Origin of the sequence: Macrococcus equipercicus, assembly GCF_004359525.2 — a bacterium.
GTDB lineage: Bacteria > Bacillota > Bacilli > Staphylococcales > Staphylococcaceae > Macrococcus > Macrococcus equipercicus.
This window is the reverse complement of the sequence record NZ_SCWC02000001.1, coordinates 232,913-249,496: the sequence shown is the minus strand read 5'-3', so window position 1 is coordinate 249,496 and position 16,584 is coordinate 232,913. Positions and strand designations below refer to the sequence as shown.

At 44.7% G+C, this 16,584-nt stretch carries 20 protein-coding genes; 7 read left to right on the top strand and 13 right to left on the bottom strand.

Annotation, left to right across the window (positions count from 1 at the left end; translation table 11 throughout):
• Positions 1 to 13: 13 nt before the first annotated feature.
• The 7 genes from ERX35_RS01310 to ERX35_RS01280 all read right to left on the bottom strand — a co-directional run bounded on the left by ERX35_RS01310 (position 14) and on the right by ERX35_RS01280 (position 5,335).
• On the bottom strand, positions 14 to 1,327 hold the full coding sequence (locus tag ERX35_RS01310; protein WP_149458101.1) for a Na+/H+ antiporter family protein: 1,314 nt from the start codon (positions 1,325 to 1,327) through the stop codon (positions 14 to 16).
• Positions 1,328 to 1,395: 68 nt separating this feature from the next.
• Positions 1,396 to 2,499 carry a hypothetical protein gene (locus ERX35_RS01305; protein WP_149458100.1) on the bottom strand — a complete coding sequence of 368 codons (1,104 nt, stop codon included), beginning with the start codon at positions 2,497 to 2,499 and terminating at the stop codon, positions 1,396 to 1,398.
• Between the two features lie 10 nt (positions 2,500 to 2,509).
• A complete protein-coding gene (locus tag ERX35_RS01300) occupies positions 2,510 to 2,830 on the bottom strand; it encodes a YuiB family protein (RefSeq protein ID WP_149458099.1) in 321 nt (106 codons plus the stop codon).
• 9 nt (positions 2,831 to 2,839) lie between these two features.
• Entirely contained in the window at positions 2,840 to 3,322 is a 483-nt protein-coding gene (locus tag ERX35_RS01295) for an NUDIX domain-containing protein (protein ID WP_149458098.1), read from the bottom strand.
• Between the two features lie 71 nt (positions 3,323 to 3,393).
• Positions 3,394 to 4,611, bottom strand: a complete 1,218-nt coding sequence (locus tag ERX35_RS01290) for an NAD(P)/FAD-dependent oxidoreductase (RefSeq protein ID WP_149458097.1) — start codon at positions 4,609 to 4,611, stop codon at positions 3,394 to 3,396.
• Between the two features lie 117 nt (positions 4,612 to 4,728).
• Positions 4,729 to 5,088 (bottom strand): HesB/IscA family protein, encoded by a 360-nt coding sequence (locus ERX35_RS01285; RefSeq protein WP_149458096.1) that lies wholly within the window; start codon positions 5,086 to 5,088, stop codon positions 4,729 to 4,731.
• 10 nt (positions 5,089 to 5,098) lie between these two features.
• Entirely contained in the window at positions 5,099 to 5,335 is a 237-nt protein-coding gene (locus ERX35_RS01280) for a YuzB family protein (protein WP_149458095.1), read from the bottom strand.
• Positions 5,336 to 5,465: 130 nt separating this feature from the next.
• Between ERX35_RS01280 and ERX35_RS01275 the strand changes: the two genes are divergently transcribed.
• Complete coding sequence (locus tag ERX35_RS01275; RefSeq protein WP_149458094.1) at positions 5,466 to 6,530, top strand: NAD(P)/FAD-dependent oxidoreductase; 1,065 nt, start codon at positions 5,466 to 5,468, stop codon at positions 6,528 to 6,530.
• 65 nt (positions 6,531 to 6,595) lie between these two features.
• On the opposite strand, the gene ERX35_RS01270 is transcribed toward ERX35_RS01275, so the two are convergent.
• Positions 6,596 to 6,913: a DUF1462 family protein gene (locus tag ERX35_RS01270; protein WP_149458093.1), complete on the bottom strand. Its 318-nt coding sequence runs from the start codon at positions 6,911 to 6,913 to the stop codon at positions 6,596 to 6,598.
• Between the two features lie 80 nt (positions 6,914 to 6,993).
• Here ERX35_RS01270 and ERX35_RS01265 point away from each other — a divergent pair, with 80 nt between their 5' ends.
• From ERX35_RS01265 to ERX35_RS01250, 4 genes are all read left to right on the top strand, one after another.
• The gene (locus ERX35_RS01265; protein ID WP_149458092.1) at positions 6,994 to 7,236 is read left to right on the top strand and encodes a NifU family protein; all 243 of its coding nucleotides are present in this window, start codon (positions 6,994 to 6,996) and stop codon (positions 7,234 to 7,236) included.
• 100 nt (positions 7,237 to 7,336) lie between these two features.
• Positions 7,337 to 8,335, top strand: coding sequence for a biotin synthase BioB (bioB, locus tag ERX35_RS01260; protein WP_149458091.1), 999 nt, complete (start codon positions 7,337 to 7,339; stop codon positions 8,333 to 8,335).
• 211 nt (positions 8,336 to 8,546) lie between these two features.
• Complete coding sequence (fdhF, locus tag ERX35_RS01255) at positions 8,547 to 11,513, top strand: formate dehydrogenase subunit alpha (RefSeq protein ID WP_149458090.1); 2,967 nt, start codon at positions 8,547 to 8,549, stop codon at positions 11,511 to 11,513.
• Positions 11,513 to 12,163, top strand: a complete 651-nt coding sequence (locus ERX35_RS01250) for a helical membrane plugin domain-containing protein (RefSeq protein WP_149458089.1) — start codon at positions 11,513 to 11,515, stop codon at positions 12,161 to 12,163. The genes fdhF and ERX35_RS01250 overlap by 1 nt, the downstream gene beginning before the upstream one ends.
• Positions 12,164 to 12,220: 57 nt before the next feature.
• Here the strand turns inward: ERX35_RS01250 and ERX35_RS01245 are convergent, their stop codons facing one another.
• The 3 genes from ERX35_RS01245 to ERX35_RS01235 are packed head-to-tail and all read right to left on the bottom strand — an operon-like array spanning position 12,221 to position 14,395.
• On the bottom strand, positions 12,221 to 13,186 hold the full coding sequence (locus ERX35_RS01245; protein ID WP_149458088.1) for a 2-hydroxyacid dehydrogenase: 966 nt from the start codon (positions 13,184 to 13,186) through the stop codon (positions 12,221 to 12,223).
• Positions 13,179 to 13,970: a TIGR01457 family HAD-type hydrolase gene (locus tag ERX35_RS01240; protein ID WP_149458087.1), complete on the bottom strand. Its 792-nt coding sequence runs from the start codon at positions 13,968 to 13,970 to the stop codon at positions 13,179 to 13,181. The genes ERX35_RS01245 and ERX35_RS01240 overlap by 8 nt, the downstream gene beginning before the upstream one ends.
• Positions 13,967 to 14,395 (bottom strand): DUF86 domain-containing protein, encoded by a 429-nt coding sequence (locus tag ERX35_RS01235; RefSeq protein WP_149458086.1) that lies wholly within the window; start codon positions 14,393 to 14,395, stop codon positions 13,967 to 13,969. Before ERX35_RS01235 ends, ERX35_RS01240 begins: the two co-directional genes overlap by 4 nt.
• 147 nt (positions 14,396 to 14,542) lie before the next feature.
• Here ERX35_RS01235 and ERX35_RS01230 point away from each other — a divergent pair, with 147 nt between their 5' ends.
• Together ERX35_RS01230 and ERX35_RS01225 are read left to right on the top strand one after the other, a co-directional pair.
• Entirely contained in the window at positions 14,543 to 14,821 is a 279-nt protein-coding gene (locus ERX35_RS01230) for a hypothetical protein (RefSeq protein ID WP_149458085.1), read from the top strand.
• Between the two features lie 63 nt (positions 14,822 to 14,884).
• On the top strand, positions 14,885 to 15,148 hold the full coding sequence (locus ERX35_RS01225; protein ID WP_149458084.1) for a DUF3055 domain-containing protein: 264 nt from the start codon (positions 14,885 to 14,887) through the stop codon (positions 15,146 to 15,148).
• Positions 15,149 to 15,160: 12 nt separating this feature from the next.
• Here ERX35_RS01225 and dltD read toward each other — a convergent pair whose 3' ends face one another.
• Together dltD and dltC are read right to left on the bottom strand one after the other, a co-directional pair.
• Complete coding sequence (dltD, locus tag ERX35_RS01220) at positions 15,161 to 16,345, bottom strand: D-alanyl-lipoteichoic acid biosynthesis protein DltD (RefSeq protein WP_149458083.1); 1,185 nt, start codon at positions 16,343 to 16,345, stop codon at positions 15,161 to 15,163.
• Complete coding sequence (dltC, locus tag ERX35_RS01215; RefSeq protein WP_149458082.1) at positions 16,342 to 16,578, bottom strand: D-alanine--poly(phosphoribitol) ligase subunit DltC; 237 nt, start codon at positions 16,576 to 16,578, stop codon at positions 16,342 to 16,344. Before dltC ends, dltD begins: the two co-directional genes overlap by 4 nt.
• Between the last annotated feature and the right edge of the window lie 6 nt (positions 16,579 to 16,584).

Sequence of the window (16,584 nt, the reverse complement as noted above, 5' to 3'; positions counted from 1 at the left end):
TTCCCCTTTTTGACTATAATACCATAGCCGCGATAAAGCCGAATATAATAAGAGGAATATTAAATAACATGAATGTCGGGACACATGTATCCCAGATGTGATTATGCTGGCCGTCCATATTTAATCCGGCTGTCGGTCCAAGCGTTGAATCACTTGCCGGACTGCCTGCATCACCTAGTGCACCAGCTGTACCGATAATACTGATGATAGCAAGACTTGATAACCCCATGGCATCACCGAAAGGAATAAACAGGGCAGCGATGATCGGCACTGTTGCAAATGACGATCCGATACCAAGCGTGACAACCAGGCCGACAATCAGCATGAACATCACACCCAGCGCTTTATTACCACCGGTTAAGTGGACCATTTCTTTTACAAGAGAAGTCACTTGACCCGATTCTGTCATGACATGCGCAAAGCCATTAGCCGCCAGCATGACGACACCTATATACGCCATTATTTTAATACCTGTCGTTAATTCATCATCCATTGTCTGCCAGTTGAACACGCCAGAGAGAAAGAAAATCAGTATGCCGGCAAGTGCGCCGAAGATCATCGATTCTGTCGTCAGCTGCACAATAAATGTAGCGAGAATAGCGGCAACCGTCACAAAAACTGTATAAGGCTTGATGTCCTTCGCCTTAAATGTTTCTTCTGCAACGACTGTATGATATTCTCTTGGCTTTCTATAAATAATAAGACCGAGAATCAGCCCGACAACAAAACCGAGCGATGGAATGACCATTGCTTTCCATATATCATCAAACTGGATGGTATACCCTACTTGTTCAAACCCTTTTTTAATAATTTCGTGGAAAATGTGGCCAAAGCCAAAAGGCAGTAAGACGTAAGGAAAACATAAACCGAAAGTCAGCATTACAGCGATCATCCGTCTGTCCATCTTCAGCTCATTGAACAGGCTGAGCAGCGGCGGGATAATAATCGGAATAAACGCGATGTGGACAGGAATCAGGTTTTGTGACATACAGGCAAGCAGCGTCAGTGAGAAAATGATGACAATTTTTGTCACTGTCCGTGTCTTTACAGTGCTGTCGACACGAATCATATTGATGATCTTACCGACAAAGTAATCAGTAATTCCACTGTAGGAGATCAGTGCAGCAAATCCACCGAGCAGTGCATAACTCAGCGCCACTTCCGACCCTGCACCGATTCCTTCAGTAAAGACAGTGATCGTATGATTCAAACCCATCCCTGCACTCAATCCGCCGACTAATGCACCGACAAATATGGCAAGAACGACGTTTAACCGGCATAAACTTAAAATAATCATGACTAATACTGCTAGTAATACTGCATTCATATAAAAACTCCAATCCTTTAGCTTGGTAAAGTAATACCATACTAAAGTAACGTATTTGACTTTAAGTGTCAACCCTTTTGAAACATGGAGCGGTAAATTTGGTACTTAAAGTAAGCGGGAGTCGTCTGCTGTTCCTCGACGACACTGAACGGCTTGTGATAATAATGGGCCATCGGTTCATAGCAGTCAGCTGCTAATTCAACACGCCCGTCGGCCAGCTGCCCGGCACGCTTCTGTGCAGACGGAAACAGTTCGAAATCAGGCGTCTGTATGCGGTAACGATGCCCTTTGTCCTTAATATTCAGGGGCCTGCCATAAGTCGTGATCCGCTCAGCAGTTGAGTCTTCAATCATTAGTACAATAGGAGCCGCGTTATACTGAAAGCCATAGTGCAGCATATCGAATATCACAGCTGATTTGAGCTGTTCTGCTTCCACAGTAATACCGCTTCTTGCAATTCTACTGAGCGCTTCCTGCCGCTCGTGATAACAGACAAATAGTACAGCACCTGGCCAGTCAGTCAGTGCCAATAACAGCGGAAGTAAATCCGGCAGCCGGCGGGTTAAGTCGAGAGGGAGCAGCAGTACTTCTGATACATGAGCCGCTGACTGCCATTCAACGGCTGTCACTTCCTCATCCGGACAGGCCGGCAGCAGCTGGCAGCGTTCTTGGGCATTGAATAGTGTCACTTTGCCGCTCAGACTGCTTAACAGCTCAGTCAGCCGCTCTGTGACAGAGCTAGTTGGCAGCTCCAGCGTCTCAGCCAGCCGGTAGAATAAGTCCGGTAATTCCGGCTCATAGCCGCTGATACTGCGGGGAGCTGATGATTCTATTGTCCAGGCAAGCGCAAGAAGCGCTTCGTCATCCAAATATTTTGTCAGCACTGTGACATCTACTGTCAGCCGCTGCTCATGATAAGTCGTCAGCACGTCGGTCAGCTCGCTATGGAGTATGAGCAGCTGCTCTGTCTTATATCGCTTGGGATTGCCGATTTCAATCCCGATGATATGCAGGCCGTCAACTACTGTATCAAGCGCTGTGAGCTGATCACGATAATAAGCGTCCACATGCCGGTTCACTGTATCATGCTTCGTCTTCACCCACTGGCTGTGCTGAAAGGGTAAAAAACACACATAGACATCGTCTACATGTGTTTCTGTTTGCTTCATCATTCTATCACTCCTAGAACATAGTATATCCGCTGTTACGCAAGCCTCTAATAACAAATCCTGCTAGCAGTGCTCCGATGAGTCCACCGGAAAGCATAATGATGTCCGCAGGTAATAAATGAGTGATGCCGTGCCATAATTGCTGAAATGCATACTTCGGTTTCAAAAAATAATCGGCTGTTGAAATTTTGTCGACGATCGCACAGACGACAAACGGGTAAAAGCCTGCCATGATCCATGTGGATTTAAGCAGCATGTTCAAAATGAATGCTATTCCGAAAAATAGTACAAAGAACAATAATACACTAATAATCAACTGTATTAAAGCAGTCATTATTGCCTCCTAAAGAAATAAATGATAAGTCGTATAGTTAAACTGCGGTCCCGGCGGCGTCGTGCTTCCGAGAACGAGCGGCGCTGCTAGTCTTCTGATGAATTCATGGACCATCGGTGAACACATGGGATCAGCGAGCAGATGGGTCGTTGTCTCCCATTTGACGTCTTTAATCTCGTCATTGGGAAGTGTGATGGTGATTGCCTCAGACAGCGGGCGGACAAGGAAAATAATCATATTATCAGAAATAATGTCTTTGATGACCCCGCTTCTGACACCGATGATACCTTCCACCTGTCCTATTATACCCGTTTCTTCTGCCAATTCACGCACGATCGCCTGATCCGCTGTTTCTCCGGCATCGACAAATCCCGCACACATGGACCACATATCTTTCAGGCCGCCATACTGTTTCTTGACGACCAGCCAGTCACCCTGCTCATTGATGACGACCGCTGCAGCACCGAGCCAGACATTCCCTCTTTTACTCATAACCATCCCCCCGACAATAAAAAGAGACTTGTTATAAACAAGTCTCTTTAATCGATATTAAGACAGGCTTATTACAGGAATTTACCTTTTTTGAAAGCAACACCTGGACCACCAATTTTGAACAGTGCACGTGTATCGATTACTTTCTTCATGAACGCAGCTTTTTTACCTGTAATTTCTTTACCGAAAACAACACCGACACCGTCGTGTGAACCAAGTGATGCCACAGTTCCTTTGTCGTCATATTTAAATGTATCCAGTTTATCGTTGTTCAGTAACTTCACGATTTGTTTCGCAGTGAACTCACCTTGCTGCATAGCAATTTGTGCTGTTGTCGGTAATGGACGTTTGTTGTCCCCTTCACCAGCCATGACTGCAGAACAGTCTCCGATAACAAAGATATCATCATAACCGTCAATGCGCAGATCATCACGCACGATGATACGGCCGCGTTTAACGCCTTCAAATGATTCTTCCATTAACTGGCTGCCGCGAACACCTGCTGCCCAGATCACAGTGTTAGCATACAGCTGCTCTTCCTGCTCTCCGTTCTTCACGACGAAACCATTTTCGTTCGCTGCCACGATTGGTGTTGCAATTTTGAACTCAACACCGCGCGCTTCAAGGTAGTTGACAACATAGTCCACTAATTTATCGGAGAACATAGGAAGCATTTTTGGCGCTGCTTCTACACATGTCATTTTGACTTTAGATGGGTCGATACCATATTTTTTACATAGCTCAGGCATTCTTTCAGTTAACTCGCCTAATAATTCAATACCAGTGAAACCAGCGCCGCCGACAAGTATAGCAAGGTCTTTGTCGTCTTTGCCAGTGCTCTGCGCATAGTTCGCGAAGCGCTCTTCAATATGAGCTGAAATGCGGCGTGCTGTATTGATATTTTCAATCTGGAACGCGTGTTCTTTCATTCCTTTAATGCCGAATGTTTCTGATTCGAACCCTAATGCAACGACAAGAATGTCAAATTTGAACGTTCCGTTAGTCGTCTCCACAGTTTTTTCATCACGGTTGATTTTAGTCACTTCTGCAGCAACAAAGTCAACTTTAGAAGCATCTAAGACACTTGCCACTGGATATAAACAGTCTTTATAAGCGCGAGTACCTGCTGAAGCTTCATGTAACCATGTCGCTTCGTAGTGATATTCATTTTTGTTGATCAGTGTAATATCACAATCCTGTGCTGAAACTAACTTTTGCAATTTTGCGATTGTCTGAAGGCCGGCATAACCCGCTCCTAATACAACAACCTTTTTTCTTTCGAAGCTCATCATATTCACCTGTCTTTTAAGATTATTATATTGTGATTTTAGTCACATAAACCATTACTAGATTCCTTAGTAATCATAACTTGAATAGGCATATTATTCAAGCTAATAACTTCATTTTCAGCAATTCTCAGGGCTGCCTGCAACATCTCTTGTGCGGAACGAACTACCGCAGCCGCACGCAGCAATCGCATTAGGATTATTGATCGCAAAACCCCCGCCCATCAACGACTGTTTAAAATCAATCGTCGTCCCGTTCAATATCGGTGCATCCGCTTTATCGACGAGAACATTGACGCCGTAGAAATTCAGCAGTTCATCATTATCTCCCGGTACTTCCTCAGCGCTCATGCCGTATGACAGTCCGGTACATCCGCCGCCTTTCACCGATACTTTCAAGTAACCATCAGGCAGGCCGTTTTTTGCCATCATATCTTTGACTTCATAGGCTGCTGCTTCTGTTAATATTATAGTGCTCATCATTTACCTCCTAGAATAGCCAGTTTTCTTCAATATGCTTATAAATATTGTTAAGTAGTTCATCCGCTGTTTCTCCTGTGACGACATCTCCATTGACCAGCGCATAAAGACGTTCATTGCACAGCCCGCAATAGGTCAGACAGCCATATTCCAGGCAGTCCACGCCGGGATCTTTGGATAAAGTATCATAGACACTTTGACTGCCGGCTGCCATATTAGAAAGACAGAACTCTACGATTGGATTCATTTTCCACCTCAAACAAGCACTTTTTATCCATGTCAATAACTAAAGCGCTACAAATTAACTGTAATCTATATTATAATTTATGATAGTTGAAAAAAGTAGAAATTTGACTTCATAAGAAAAGGGGATCATTATGAAAAATCTTGTACTGCTTGGCGGTGGCTATGGTAACATGCGCGTAATGCAGCGCTTATTGCCCTCTGCATTACCAGAAGAATACACCATTACTTTAATCGATAGAATTCCTTTTCAAGGATTAAAAACTGAATACTATGCCCTTGCGGCTGGGACAGAATCCGATAAAGACATCAGACTTGAGTTCCCGAAAGATCAGCGATTAAACCAGACATTCGGTGAAATTACAGCAATCGACCTTGACCAGCAGATTGTTTCTGTTGGAGACTCTCAAGTGGATTATGACGAACTAATCATCGGTCTTGGCTGTGAAGACAAATATCACAATGTACCTGGTGCAGATGTCTACACTTACAGCATCCAGACCATCACACAGGCGAGAAAAACTTATCAGGCAATCGCAGATTTACCAGCTGGCAGTACGGTAGGTATTGTCGGAGCAGGATTAAGCGGCATTGAGCTGGCAAGCGAACTGCGTGAATCACGTGCCGACTTAAAAATTAAACTGTTTGACAGAGGCGAGCGTATTTTACCGGCTTTCCCCGAAAAACTGAGTAAATACGTCAAGAAATGGTTTGATAAACACCAAGTGGAAGTCATCCCGAAATCTAATATTGTGAAAGTCGAGCCGGGTAAACTTTATAATAATGACGACACGCACGATGTCGATATATGCGTGTGGACTGCAGGCATCCAGCCTGTCGAGATCGTACGCAGCCTGCCTGTGGAGTTCGGTGAAGGCAGCCGTGTCCGCGTGAATCAGTACCATCAGATTCCAACGCATCCAAACGTCTATGTTGTCGGAGACTGTGCCCTGCTGCCTCATGCACCAAGTGCACAGCTTGCTGAAGTCCAGGCTGAGCAGATCGTTGATATTCTGAAGCTGCAATGGGCAGGTCAACCGCTGCCTGATAAAATGCCGGACTTGAAACTTCAGGGCTTCATCGGTTCATTAGGCGACAAAGAAGGCTTTGCCTACTTGATGGACCGCACCGTGACCGGCCGTATCGCAAGAATTATGAAATCCGGCGTATTATGGCTCTATAAATATCATAACGGCTAACCACATTCATCTACAACAGAACGCCTCAGCCCATGGAAGCATGAACTGAGGCGTTCTAGTTGTAGTTACTTAATAAATGTCCGGTCAATGTATTTAGTCAGCTGCGGCAGCTGAATATAGCCGTCAGCCACGATGTCATCATTCATCGTTACAAGCGGATAAAACAGTTCATCGTTCTCAATCTGTTCAAGCAATGACTGGTCATAATCTGACAGCCCTTCCCCATCTGCGATATCGATATAATTGAAAGTAAAGCTGAGCTGCTCAAACTTTCGTTTTAAGTTCGGCTGTATCCAGTCGTAAATATCTTTTGATGTCGGTGCATTAACACAGCTTGCACAGACGGCATCAGCCCCGTAAACATTAACTTTAATAGAATCCACTTGCATCCCCCTTAACCATTCCACTAAAATGTGCTATAGTTATTATACTATTAGCAAAGCTATAAAGAAAGGAGTCTCCTATGACTACAGAACAACAAACAATGTTTGATCACGTCAATGAAGTACTTGAAAAACTTCGTCCATTCCTGCTGCGCGACGGCGGTGACTGCGAGTTAGTCGATGTTGAAGATGGTATCGTCAAATTACGTCTACTCGGTGCATGCGGTACATGCCCTTCTTCTACTATCACTTTAAAAGCCGGTATCGAGCGTGCACTTCTTGAAGAAGTGCCGGGTGTCGTTGAAGTTGAACAAGTCTTTTAATATAGAGACCACAGTCGTGGTCTTTTTTTTGTCCATTTTTTCTTGCATCCTCGTTATTGTTAACTTAATATTAATTTAAGTTAACAAAGGGGGAATTGAAATGACATTAGGACAACGCGTGATCGATGGGTATGTTCTGACTAAAGAAGAAGCGCTCAACATATTACACACAGAGGATAAGGAGCTGCTGACGTTAATCAATGAAGCTTACCATGTCCGCTATCATTATTATCAGAACAAAGTAAAGCTGAATATGATCTTAAATGCTAAAAGCGGCCTCTGTGCTGAAGACTGCGGCTATTGCGGGCAGTCCGTAAAAGCGAACACCGGCTGCAGTCAATATGCACTTGTTGATGAACAGCAGCTTGTCAAAGGCGCCGGTGCTGCTGTCGAACACCGAATTGGAACTTATTGCATCGTCATGAGCGGCCGCAAACCGACGAATCGTGAAGTAGACCGCGTCACAAATGCTGTTGAAACCATCAAGGAGAAATATCCAACACTTAAAATCTGCGCCTGCCTCGGACTGACAAATGATGAACAGGCAAAGAAGCTGAAAGCAGCAGGCGTCGATCGCTATAATCACAACATCAATACGAGCGAACGTTATCATGATGAAGTTGTCTCGACACATAGCTATCAGGATCGTGTGAATACAATAGAGATTATGAAAAACAATCATATCTCGCCATGCTCCGGTGTGATCTGCGGCATGGGGGAAACAGATGAAGACATTGTCAACATGGCATTTGCGCTCAAAGAGATCAATGCCGACAGCATTCCTGTCAATTTCCTTCATGCTATTAAAGGCACTAAGTTTGAAGATAAAGATGAGCTGACACCGAACAAATGTCTGAAGATCCTTGCCCTATTTCGTCTCGTCAATCCGACAAAAGAAATCCGCGTCTCCGGCGGACGCGAAGTCAACCTCCGCTCACTGCAGCCGCTGAGCCTTTACATGGCAAATTCCATCTTTGTCGGTGATTACTTAGTGACTAACGGCCAGCCGAACGAAGAAGACTATCAAATGATTCAGGATTTGGGCTTTGAAATTGAGACGAACGCCTTCACAAATGACCCTTCCCTTATAGAAAGTTAAAAACGGAGCAATCCGTTTTTTAATGGTATTCTTTAACAGTTAATTATTTCTTTTGAATTAGTGCCTGTCTTTTACACGAAAAAAAGGCGATTTTGTTAAGGAACATGGAATTTAAAGTACTAAAAACATGTAATTCATTGTATAAATCTTAAGAAAACCTATAATGTAGGTAGGCATAAAGTTTTTAATAAGATAGAAAGAGGGGTTATGTATGAACGAAACAACTCAAGTCGTCACTATTACTTTGAATGGTAAGCAGCTTGAATTACCGGTACAGACCAATTTACTGGAATACTTGAGATGGCAGGGCATTGATGTACCATCTCTCTGCTTCCACTCAGACCTTGGTCCGATCGAAACGTGTGATGCATGTATTATTGAAGTTAACGGGGAACTCGTACGCTCATGCAGCACACAGCTAAAAGAAGGTGACGTCGTCAAGACAGGCACCAGTGAAGCATTCGAAGCACAGATGATTGCGATGGACCGCGTGCTGCACAATCATGAACTTTATTGTACAGTATGTGATTTCAACAACGGTAACTGTACCGTCCATAATACAGTTAAGCAGTTAAAAATCGACCATCAGGCAACGCATCAGTCTCCTAAAGGCGCACCGGTCAATAGAGGTAAGTTCTACCGCTACGATCCTGACCAGTGCATTCTCTGCGGCCGCTGTGTTCAGGCGTGCCAGAACGTTCAGGTCAATGAAACGCTGATGATTGACTGGACACTTGAACGTCCTAGAGTTCTCTGGGATGGTAAAGATGGTAATCCTATCGACGATTCATCTTGTGTCAACTGCGGCCATTGTTCAACCGTATGTCCGTGTAACGCAATGATGGAAGTCGGTATGGAAGGAGAAGCAGGCTTCTTAACTGGTATGCTTAAAGATGCTTTCCGCCCTGCCGTCGATGTCACTAAAGCAGTAGAAACAGGTTATACGCCGCTCATGGCTATTTCAGATATAGAAGCAGAAATGCGTCAAGATAGAATTAAGAAGACTAAAACCGTATGTACATACTGCGGAGTCGGCTGCTCATTTGAAGTCTGGACAAAAGGCCGTGACATTCTTAAAGTGGAACCGTCACCAGAATCTCCTGCCAACCAGATCTCAACATGTGTTAAAGGTAAATTCGGCTGGGATTTCGTCAACTCCGGCGAACGTCTGACTAAGCCGCTCATTCGTGAAGGCGATGAATTCAGAGAAGGTACATGGGAAGAAGCTTATGAATTAATCACCAGCAAATTTGCAGAGACAATCAAAACACGCGGACCAGAACGTCTGGCATTTATCACTTCTTCAAAATGTACGAATGAAGAATCATATTTGATGCAGAAACTGGCACGTGCTGTTGTCGGCACGAACAATGTCGATAACTGTTCAAGATACTGTCAATCTCCTGCGACTATGGGCTTATGGCGCACAGTCGGTTACGGTGGTGACTCAGGTTCCATCACAGATATCGCGAGCGCTGAACTGATCATTGGTATCGGTACGAACACAGCAGAAGCCCATCCGGTCATCGCAACACGTGTGAAGAGCGCTCAGAAACTGCGCGGCTCAAAACTGCTCGTCTCAGACATCCGTAAACACGAGCTTGCTGAACGGGCAGACATGTTCATCCGCCCTAACCCTGCATCCGACCTTGTCTGGTTAAATGCCGTCACTAAATACATTATCGACAATAACTGGCATGATAAAGCGTTCATCGATCAGCATGTCAATAACTACAGCGAATTCGTCAACAGTCTTGAAAAATATACACTTGATTATGCAGTAGAACATACAGGACTCACTAAAGAAGAACTGATCAACGTCGCAACAATGATTCACGAAGCAAAAACTACGGTTATCATGTGGGCGATGGGTATTACTCAGCAGCGCGGAGGCAGTGATGCCTCTACAGCAATCTCCAACCTGCTGCTTGTGACAGGTAACTATATGAAACCAGGTGCTGGTGCTTATCCACTGCGCGGCCATAACAACGTGCAGGGCGCAAGTGATATGGGAAGTATGCCTGACCACCTGCCGGGCTACCAGAAGCTGACTAATGAAGGTGTGATTGAGAAGTTCAATAATGCCTGGGGTGTTGAACTGAATACTCAAAAAGGTCAGAACAACCACCAGATGGTTGATGCGATGCATTCAGGTGAACTTGATATTCTTTACTTGAAAGGTGAAGATATGGGTATTGTCGATTCAAACGTCAACCATGTCAGAGCAGGCTTCGAGAAACTTAAATTCATGGTCGTTCAGGACATCTTCTTCTCTAAAACATGTGAGTATGCAGACGTCGTACTGCCTGCTTCACCAAGTTTTGAGAAAACAGGAACTTTCTCTAATACAGAGCGCCGTATCCAGCGTCTGTACCAAGTGCTTGAACCACTTGAAGGCTCTAAACCGGACTGGGTGATCATCCAGGAGATTGCGAATCACCTCGGCGCCGGCTGGAATTATTCAGATCCATCACAGATCATGGATGAAATCGCTGCGTTAACACCGATTTATGCGGGTGTGAGCTATGATAGATTAGAAGGATTCAATAGTCTGCAGTGGCCGGTCAATGCTGATGGCACAGATACACCGCTGCTCTTTACAGACGGCTTCCCATTTGATGATAAAAAAGCGATCCTGTTCCCGGTCGACTGGACGCCGCCGACAGAATATGCTGAAGAATATGATATTCACGTCAACAACGGCCGTCTGCTGGAGCACTTCCATGAAGGAAACATGACATACAAAGTTGCCGGCTTGACAAGCGAAACACCGGAAACATTCCTTGAAGTATCACACGAACTTGCAGCAGAACGCCGCATTGAAGATGGCACTCTCGTCCGTCTGCAGTCTCCGTACGGCAAAGTTGACGTCAAGGCACTTGTCACAGACCGCGTCTACGGCAAAGAAGTATACTTACCGATGAATGATTCAGGCGATGCCGCGATCAACTTGCTGTCCAGCTCAATTGCGGATAAAAATACTTCTACACCTGCTTACAAGGAAACAAAAGCTAAACTGATCATTCTTGAACGCGGCGGCAAATCACCGCTTCCAAAATCTAACTTCCGTTATGGTTCACCTGTGCCGCAGTACGGGGTGAACATCCAGCAGAAATGGGCACGCCCTGATTATGCCTTCCCGGGTGATATCGTGAAAGAAAGACGAGGTGGAAAATAATGGCACACTCTACTAAAATCATCAGAAGAACAGAAGTCGATGTTGACCAATTACGTGAGCAGGAACTCCGTGAGCTTGAACAGCAGCTGATGATGCATAAAGATACACTGCTTAAGCTGTTCCGTCTGATGGATCAACTGGATGACCATGAAGTGTTCAATGCCTTGAATGCGGCGCTCGCAAAAAGTGACCCTATACTGACACGTGTCCTTAAAGCGCTTAACGAGACAGAGCTTGATAAAGCGATCCGTAATGGGCTGCTTCTCGCTCAAGGGCTCGGTAAGTTCAAGTTCGGAGAGCTTGAGCCGATGATTCTGAAAATCAACAAAGGATTTGAACTGTCGACTAACCACAATAAAACACTCGGCGTGTTCAGCCTGCTGAAAGTACTCGTAAGCCGTGACTTTATTGAAGGCGCACTTTTCCTGACAAAATTCGTTGAAGGATTTGGTTACGACGCTGATGACCTAAAGGTTGAACAAGGCATCGTCGATCCTGTCCAGACTGATACAGGAGACTTGAAAAATGTCAGCAAAGTCAAACTGCCGAGTCAGAGAAAAGAGAAATCTTCCGGTAATTCGAATATGGTATTTGGACTGGCAGCTGGTGCAGTCGCACTTTCCGCATGTGTCCTGCTGCTTAGAAAGTAACTAAAGAAGACCGAAGCTTATAGCTTCGGTCTTTTTTTGCAGAGATTTAAATTTGATTCAGTTCATCTTTACAGGTGTTAACGGCTGCTCACCATTTATGATACGCCGTGCATTGTCCACGCAGAGTTGAATCATCGCATCTCTAGTTTCGACAGATGCACTGCCGATGTGAGGTAACACCACAATATTCGGCTCCGCCAGAAATGAATGGTCCTTGTTGATAGGTTCTTCAGCCAGCACATCGAGCCCTGCCGCAAGAATCTCACGGTGCTGCACCGCATGCAGTAAATCTTCCTCGATGACATGTCCGCCGCGGCCGATATTAATGAATATGGCATCTTCTTTCATCCGGCTGAACACGTCTTTGTTGAACTTGCCTGCTGTCTCGGCAGTCAACGGCGCTGTACAGACGACATAATCACTCGTTGTGATCAGTTCGTCGAAGTCAGCATACTTTACCCCTAACTCGCTCTCTGCTGCTTCTTGACGCGACCGGTTATGATACAAAATAGTCATGCCGAAGCCGCTGCAGCGGCGTGCAAATGCCCGTCCGATAGCACCCATGCCGTAAATCCCGACTGTTTTGCCGTAAACATCCTGACCGGCCATTAAGTACGGGGCCCAGCCGATCCAGCGGCCGTCCTGAACCATCTGTGCCGCTTCAATGATGCGGCGCGCTGTGACAAGCATCAAGGTGAAAGCAAGCTCTGCGGTTGTCTCAGTGAGCACGTCCGGCGTATTGCAGACGATGATTCCTTTTGCTGCAGCATAGTCAAGATCAATGTTGTCGTAACCGACCGCAAGATTGATGACAGCCTTTAATTCAGGGCAGTGATCCATAAATTCCTGATCCACCCGGTCGCTCAGCATCGTAATGACGACTGTTTTATCTTTACTCTCGTCAAGAAACTGTTCACGGGTCATCGGTTTCAGTTCTTCCGGATATACGGTGACTTCAGCTGTCTGCCTCAAGTCTTCTAAAAACCGTTCAGGAACTGCACGTGTGATCAATACTTTACTCATGCGTCTCCCCCTCATAATAAGCAATCACTTCCAGCAGGTTTTTCACCGAATAAGTCGGCGGCACCGCTTCCTGCATGACGGCCTCATAAGTCGAGACACCGGTCTGGACGTGCAGTGTATCAATCCCGCTGTTGATGCCTGACATAATGTCAGTCATATAAAGGTCACCGATCATGACGAGGTCTTCTTTCGGCAGTCCGATCAGCTCGACCGCCTTGTTCATGATATGCTGCTCCGGCTTACCGATAAACACGGGGACCACTCCCGTCGACACTGCGACCACGCTTGTCAGTGCACCATTACCCGGCAGAAAACCACGCTCAGTCGGAATCGATACATCGGGGTTCGTGGAGATGAAAGTCGCCCCGTTTCTTACAGCGAGGCATGCTACTGCATACTTCTCATAGGTGATGTCGACATCAAGACCAACGACCACATAATCGACATGTTCCTCGTCCTTAATGACCAGCCCTTCATCTTCCAGCGCCTTTTTAATCCCAGTGCCGCCGATGACATAGACGCTTGCTTCCGATTTTTCCGCTGCAATATACATGGCTGTTGCCATGGCAGAGGTCACGACATTGTCTGGTGTGCTGACAAAGCCCATGGCGGATAATTTAGCTGATACTTCTTCCGGAGTTTTTGATGCATTATTAGTGACAAATAAATAAGGCAGCTGATTCAAAGCAAGATAATCAATGAATTCCTTTGCCCCTTCAATCAAGCGGGTTCCTGCGTACATTGTCCCGTCCAGATCAAGCAGATAGCCTTTATACTTCTTCATGCGCGTCCTCCTTTACCAAATGCCGACACCGGTCCGAGTTCTTTGTCGATAAATGATGATACTGCAGGTTTAAAAGATTCATAAGCTGACAGATGGTCAGCAAACTGCTGTTTAAGTGACTGATGGTCAATCGCCGTGTAATCTCTGACCATCCACTGTCTCAGCGGTAATGTCGCTGAGATTGCTGCTGCCTCAGTGCTGCTGATGACGTTCTCCATCTCGAGAATGTCAATGACATCCTGATAGCTCCCTGGATCCCTCATAATGAAGCCGTCGATAATCATATTGCCGACATCAACGACACTTTCTATCAGCATATGGCATACACGCTCAAGGCCATAACCTTCTTCCCGGCTGAAGCTTTGAGTCAGCTGTTCTATATAATCAAGTTTGTGCTGCAACTCTTCTCTATCCACAAAATACATATGATCGCCTCCATCATTAGTTTAACAAATTTCTTCAATGTCTTCACAGTTGATTCCCTGTCACCGGCAAAATAAAAGTGGTTTCAGCGTTTAGCTCCATGAAATGTCAGGTATATAAAAGAAACACTTACTTTGGGAGATGACAAAATGACTTTATCCGATAATTTTACGCGGGAGATTTTATCAGTATTAGAACATAATAAAGACTTAGGTTTCAGTGATGTCGCTGAAATCGGCAGCAGAATTAAAGCGGCTGATTCTACTCTGAGTTTCTCAGACCAGGAGCTTGAAGCGGCTTTGAATACACTGTATGACCAGCGTGATATTGAAAGCATCAAACTGACATTCGGCGATACCGGTCAGAATGACTTTGAAGCGATTGGGCTGACTGCTCAAGGTAGAGAGCTGCTGGCACGCTTAACATAACAATCACTCCTTTGATATTTCCTGGATGACAGGATATAATGATGTCAACTGGAGGTATGACTGATGATTGATATGTTTTTATACGATGATTCTGAGAAAGCGAATATTAGATTTGTCAGCTTTATCGGGGATACGCGGCATGATTTGACTCTAATTCAGACAGACCGTCATTACGGTAAGACGATAGTGCTTAATACGCAGTCTAATAAGTTCGGTATCATCGGCAGGGATGACCTGGATGAAGACGGTTATATTGCCTATGTTTTAGGGCTCAGTGAGGCAGAAGCAGAGGAAGTCACTGATTTTCTAAGAGAAGTGATCGCATAAAAAAAGACTTCCTCACGGAAGTCTTTTTTTATGGTTAAATTTATCTTCGATGTGGTTAATCATCTGTTCATTGATATAAACCCACCCTTTCCAGCCGATATGGACGGCATCACTGAGCACATAAGGTTCATATTCTTTGTCGGTCATATCATACAGTTTGAAATGGCTGCGGCTGATAAGGGCATCAATCTTATCATAAACCGGCTGACGACGGGCTGAATTGATATGAATATGATCATACCATTTGCCATTAGCAGGAATCGAGATAAATAACGGGTCTGCCCCTCCTGCTTTTAACGCAGCAGTCAGCAGCTCTAAATCTTCAAATTCCGGCGAGTTGACAAAAAACTCGTCTGAACGTGATAATTTTTTCTGATGATGCTGTATCATATGATAATATTTATTTCTTATATAGTAAGGGTTGTTGGTTGCTTTTCTGCGACCATATTCCACTGCCATTTGTCTTACTTCAGGCCAGCTTTTCGACTTAATATCCATGCTCCGCTGTTGTCCGAAGTATGAACTCTGCATCATCGATTTTGCTTTGATAATATCATTTTTTTCCAGTGAATTTTTGTAGAGCCATTGATTCCATGATAATCCGGAATCACTCGCTGTCAATTTCTCGTTCATATTATCATTCACAATATCATATAATGCTGCATCGTTCTTTATCGCATCAAAATGAATCAGTCTCTTCGCAAACTGCGCTTTCAAATAAGGTGGTACATGAGGATTGGAAAATAAGTTAATCACCTGCTGCGCTGAAAAACGAGCGCTGAAGTTATCATTTTGAATCCCTTTCTGCGTAAACCATTGCGGTGAGATAATGATTGCCATCTTCTTATCTTTCATCTGGCCGATGTGACTCGCGATATTGATCGCATGAATTAAATCTGTTGAACCACCCATTCCAATGAGAAATGGTCTGACTTTAAGTCCCCGCTCCTGAAAGACATGGACCGGGTGGAATGGATCTTTCTTCTCCAGCTCACTGGAACCGAACAGGGGATAAAACTTTTTTTCTTTAAACATCACATTTTGGACGGCTGTACCTTTAAATGTGGTTTCATTTAAATTAGTGCCTTCATTAGTAGTGATAGTAAATGGAAAAATTTTATCAACGAATCTGGCTGGAATTAATAAAAATAAGCCAAACAGAGTCAGACTGATAAGGATGGGGATAAACTTTTTCATTGAAGTTTTTCCACTTCATCCACAATCATATTAGGTGTAGCCCACGTCTCACGGTCAAAGTCTGTGATCGTCACATCGATATCAAGGCGCTCCTGAATATTCATCAGCAGCACGACAGTTGCCAGTGAATCAATGATCCCTTCATCAAAAACCCGGATATCCGGATTGGTCTTAACGATATCACTCTCAGCAATTTCTTCTAAAATATCCAGTACTTCTTCTCTAATATTCATCTTTTT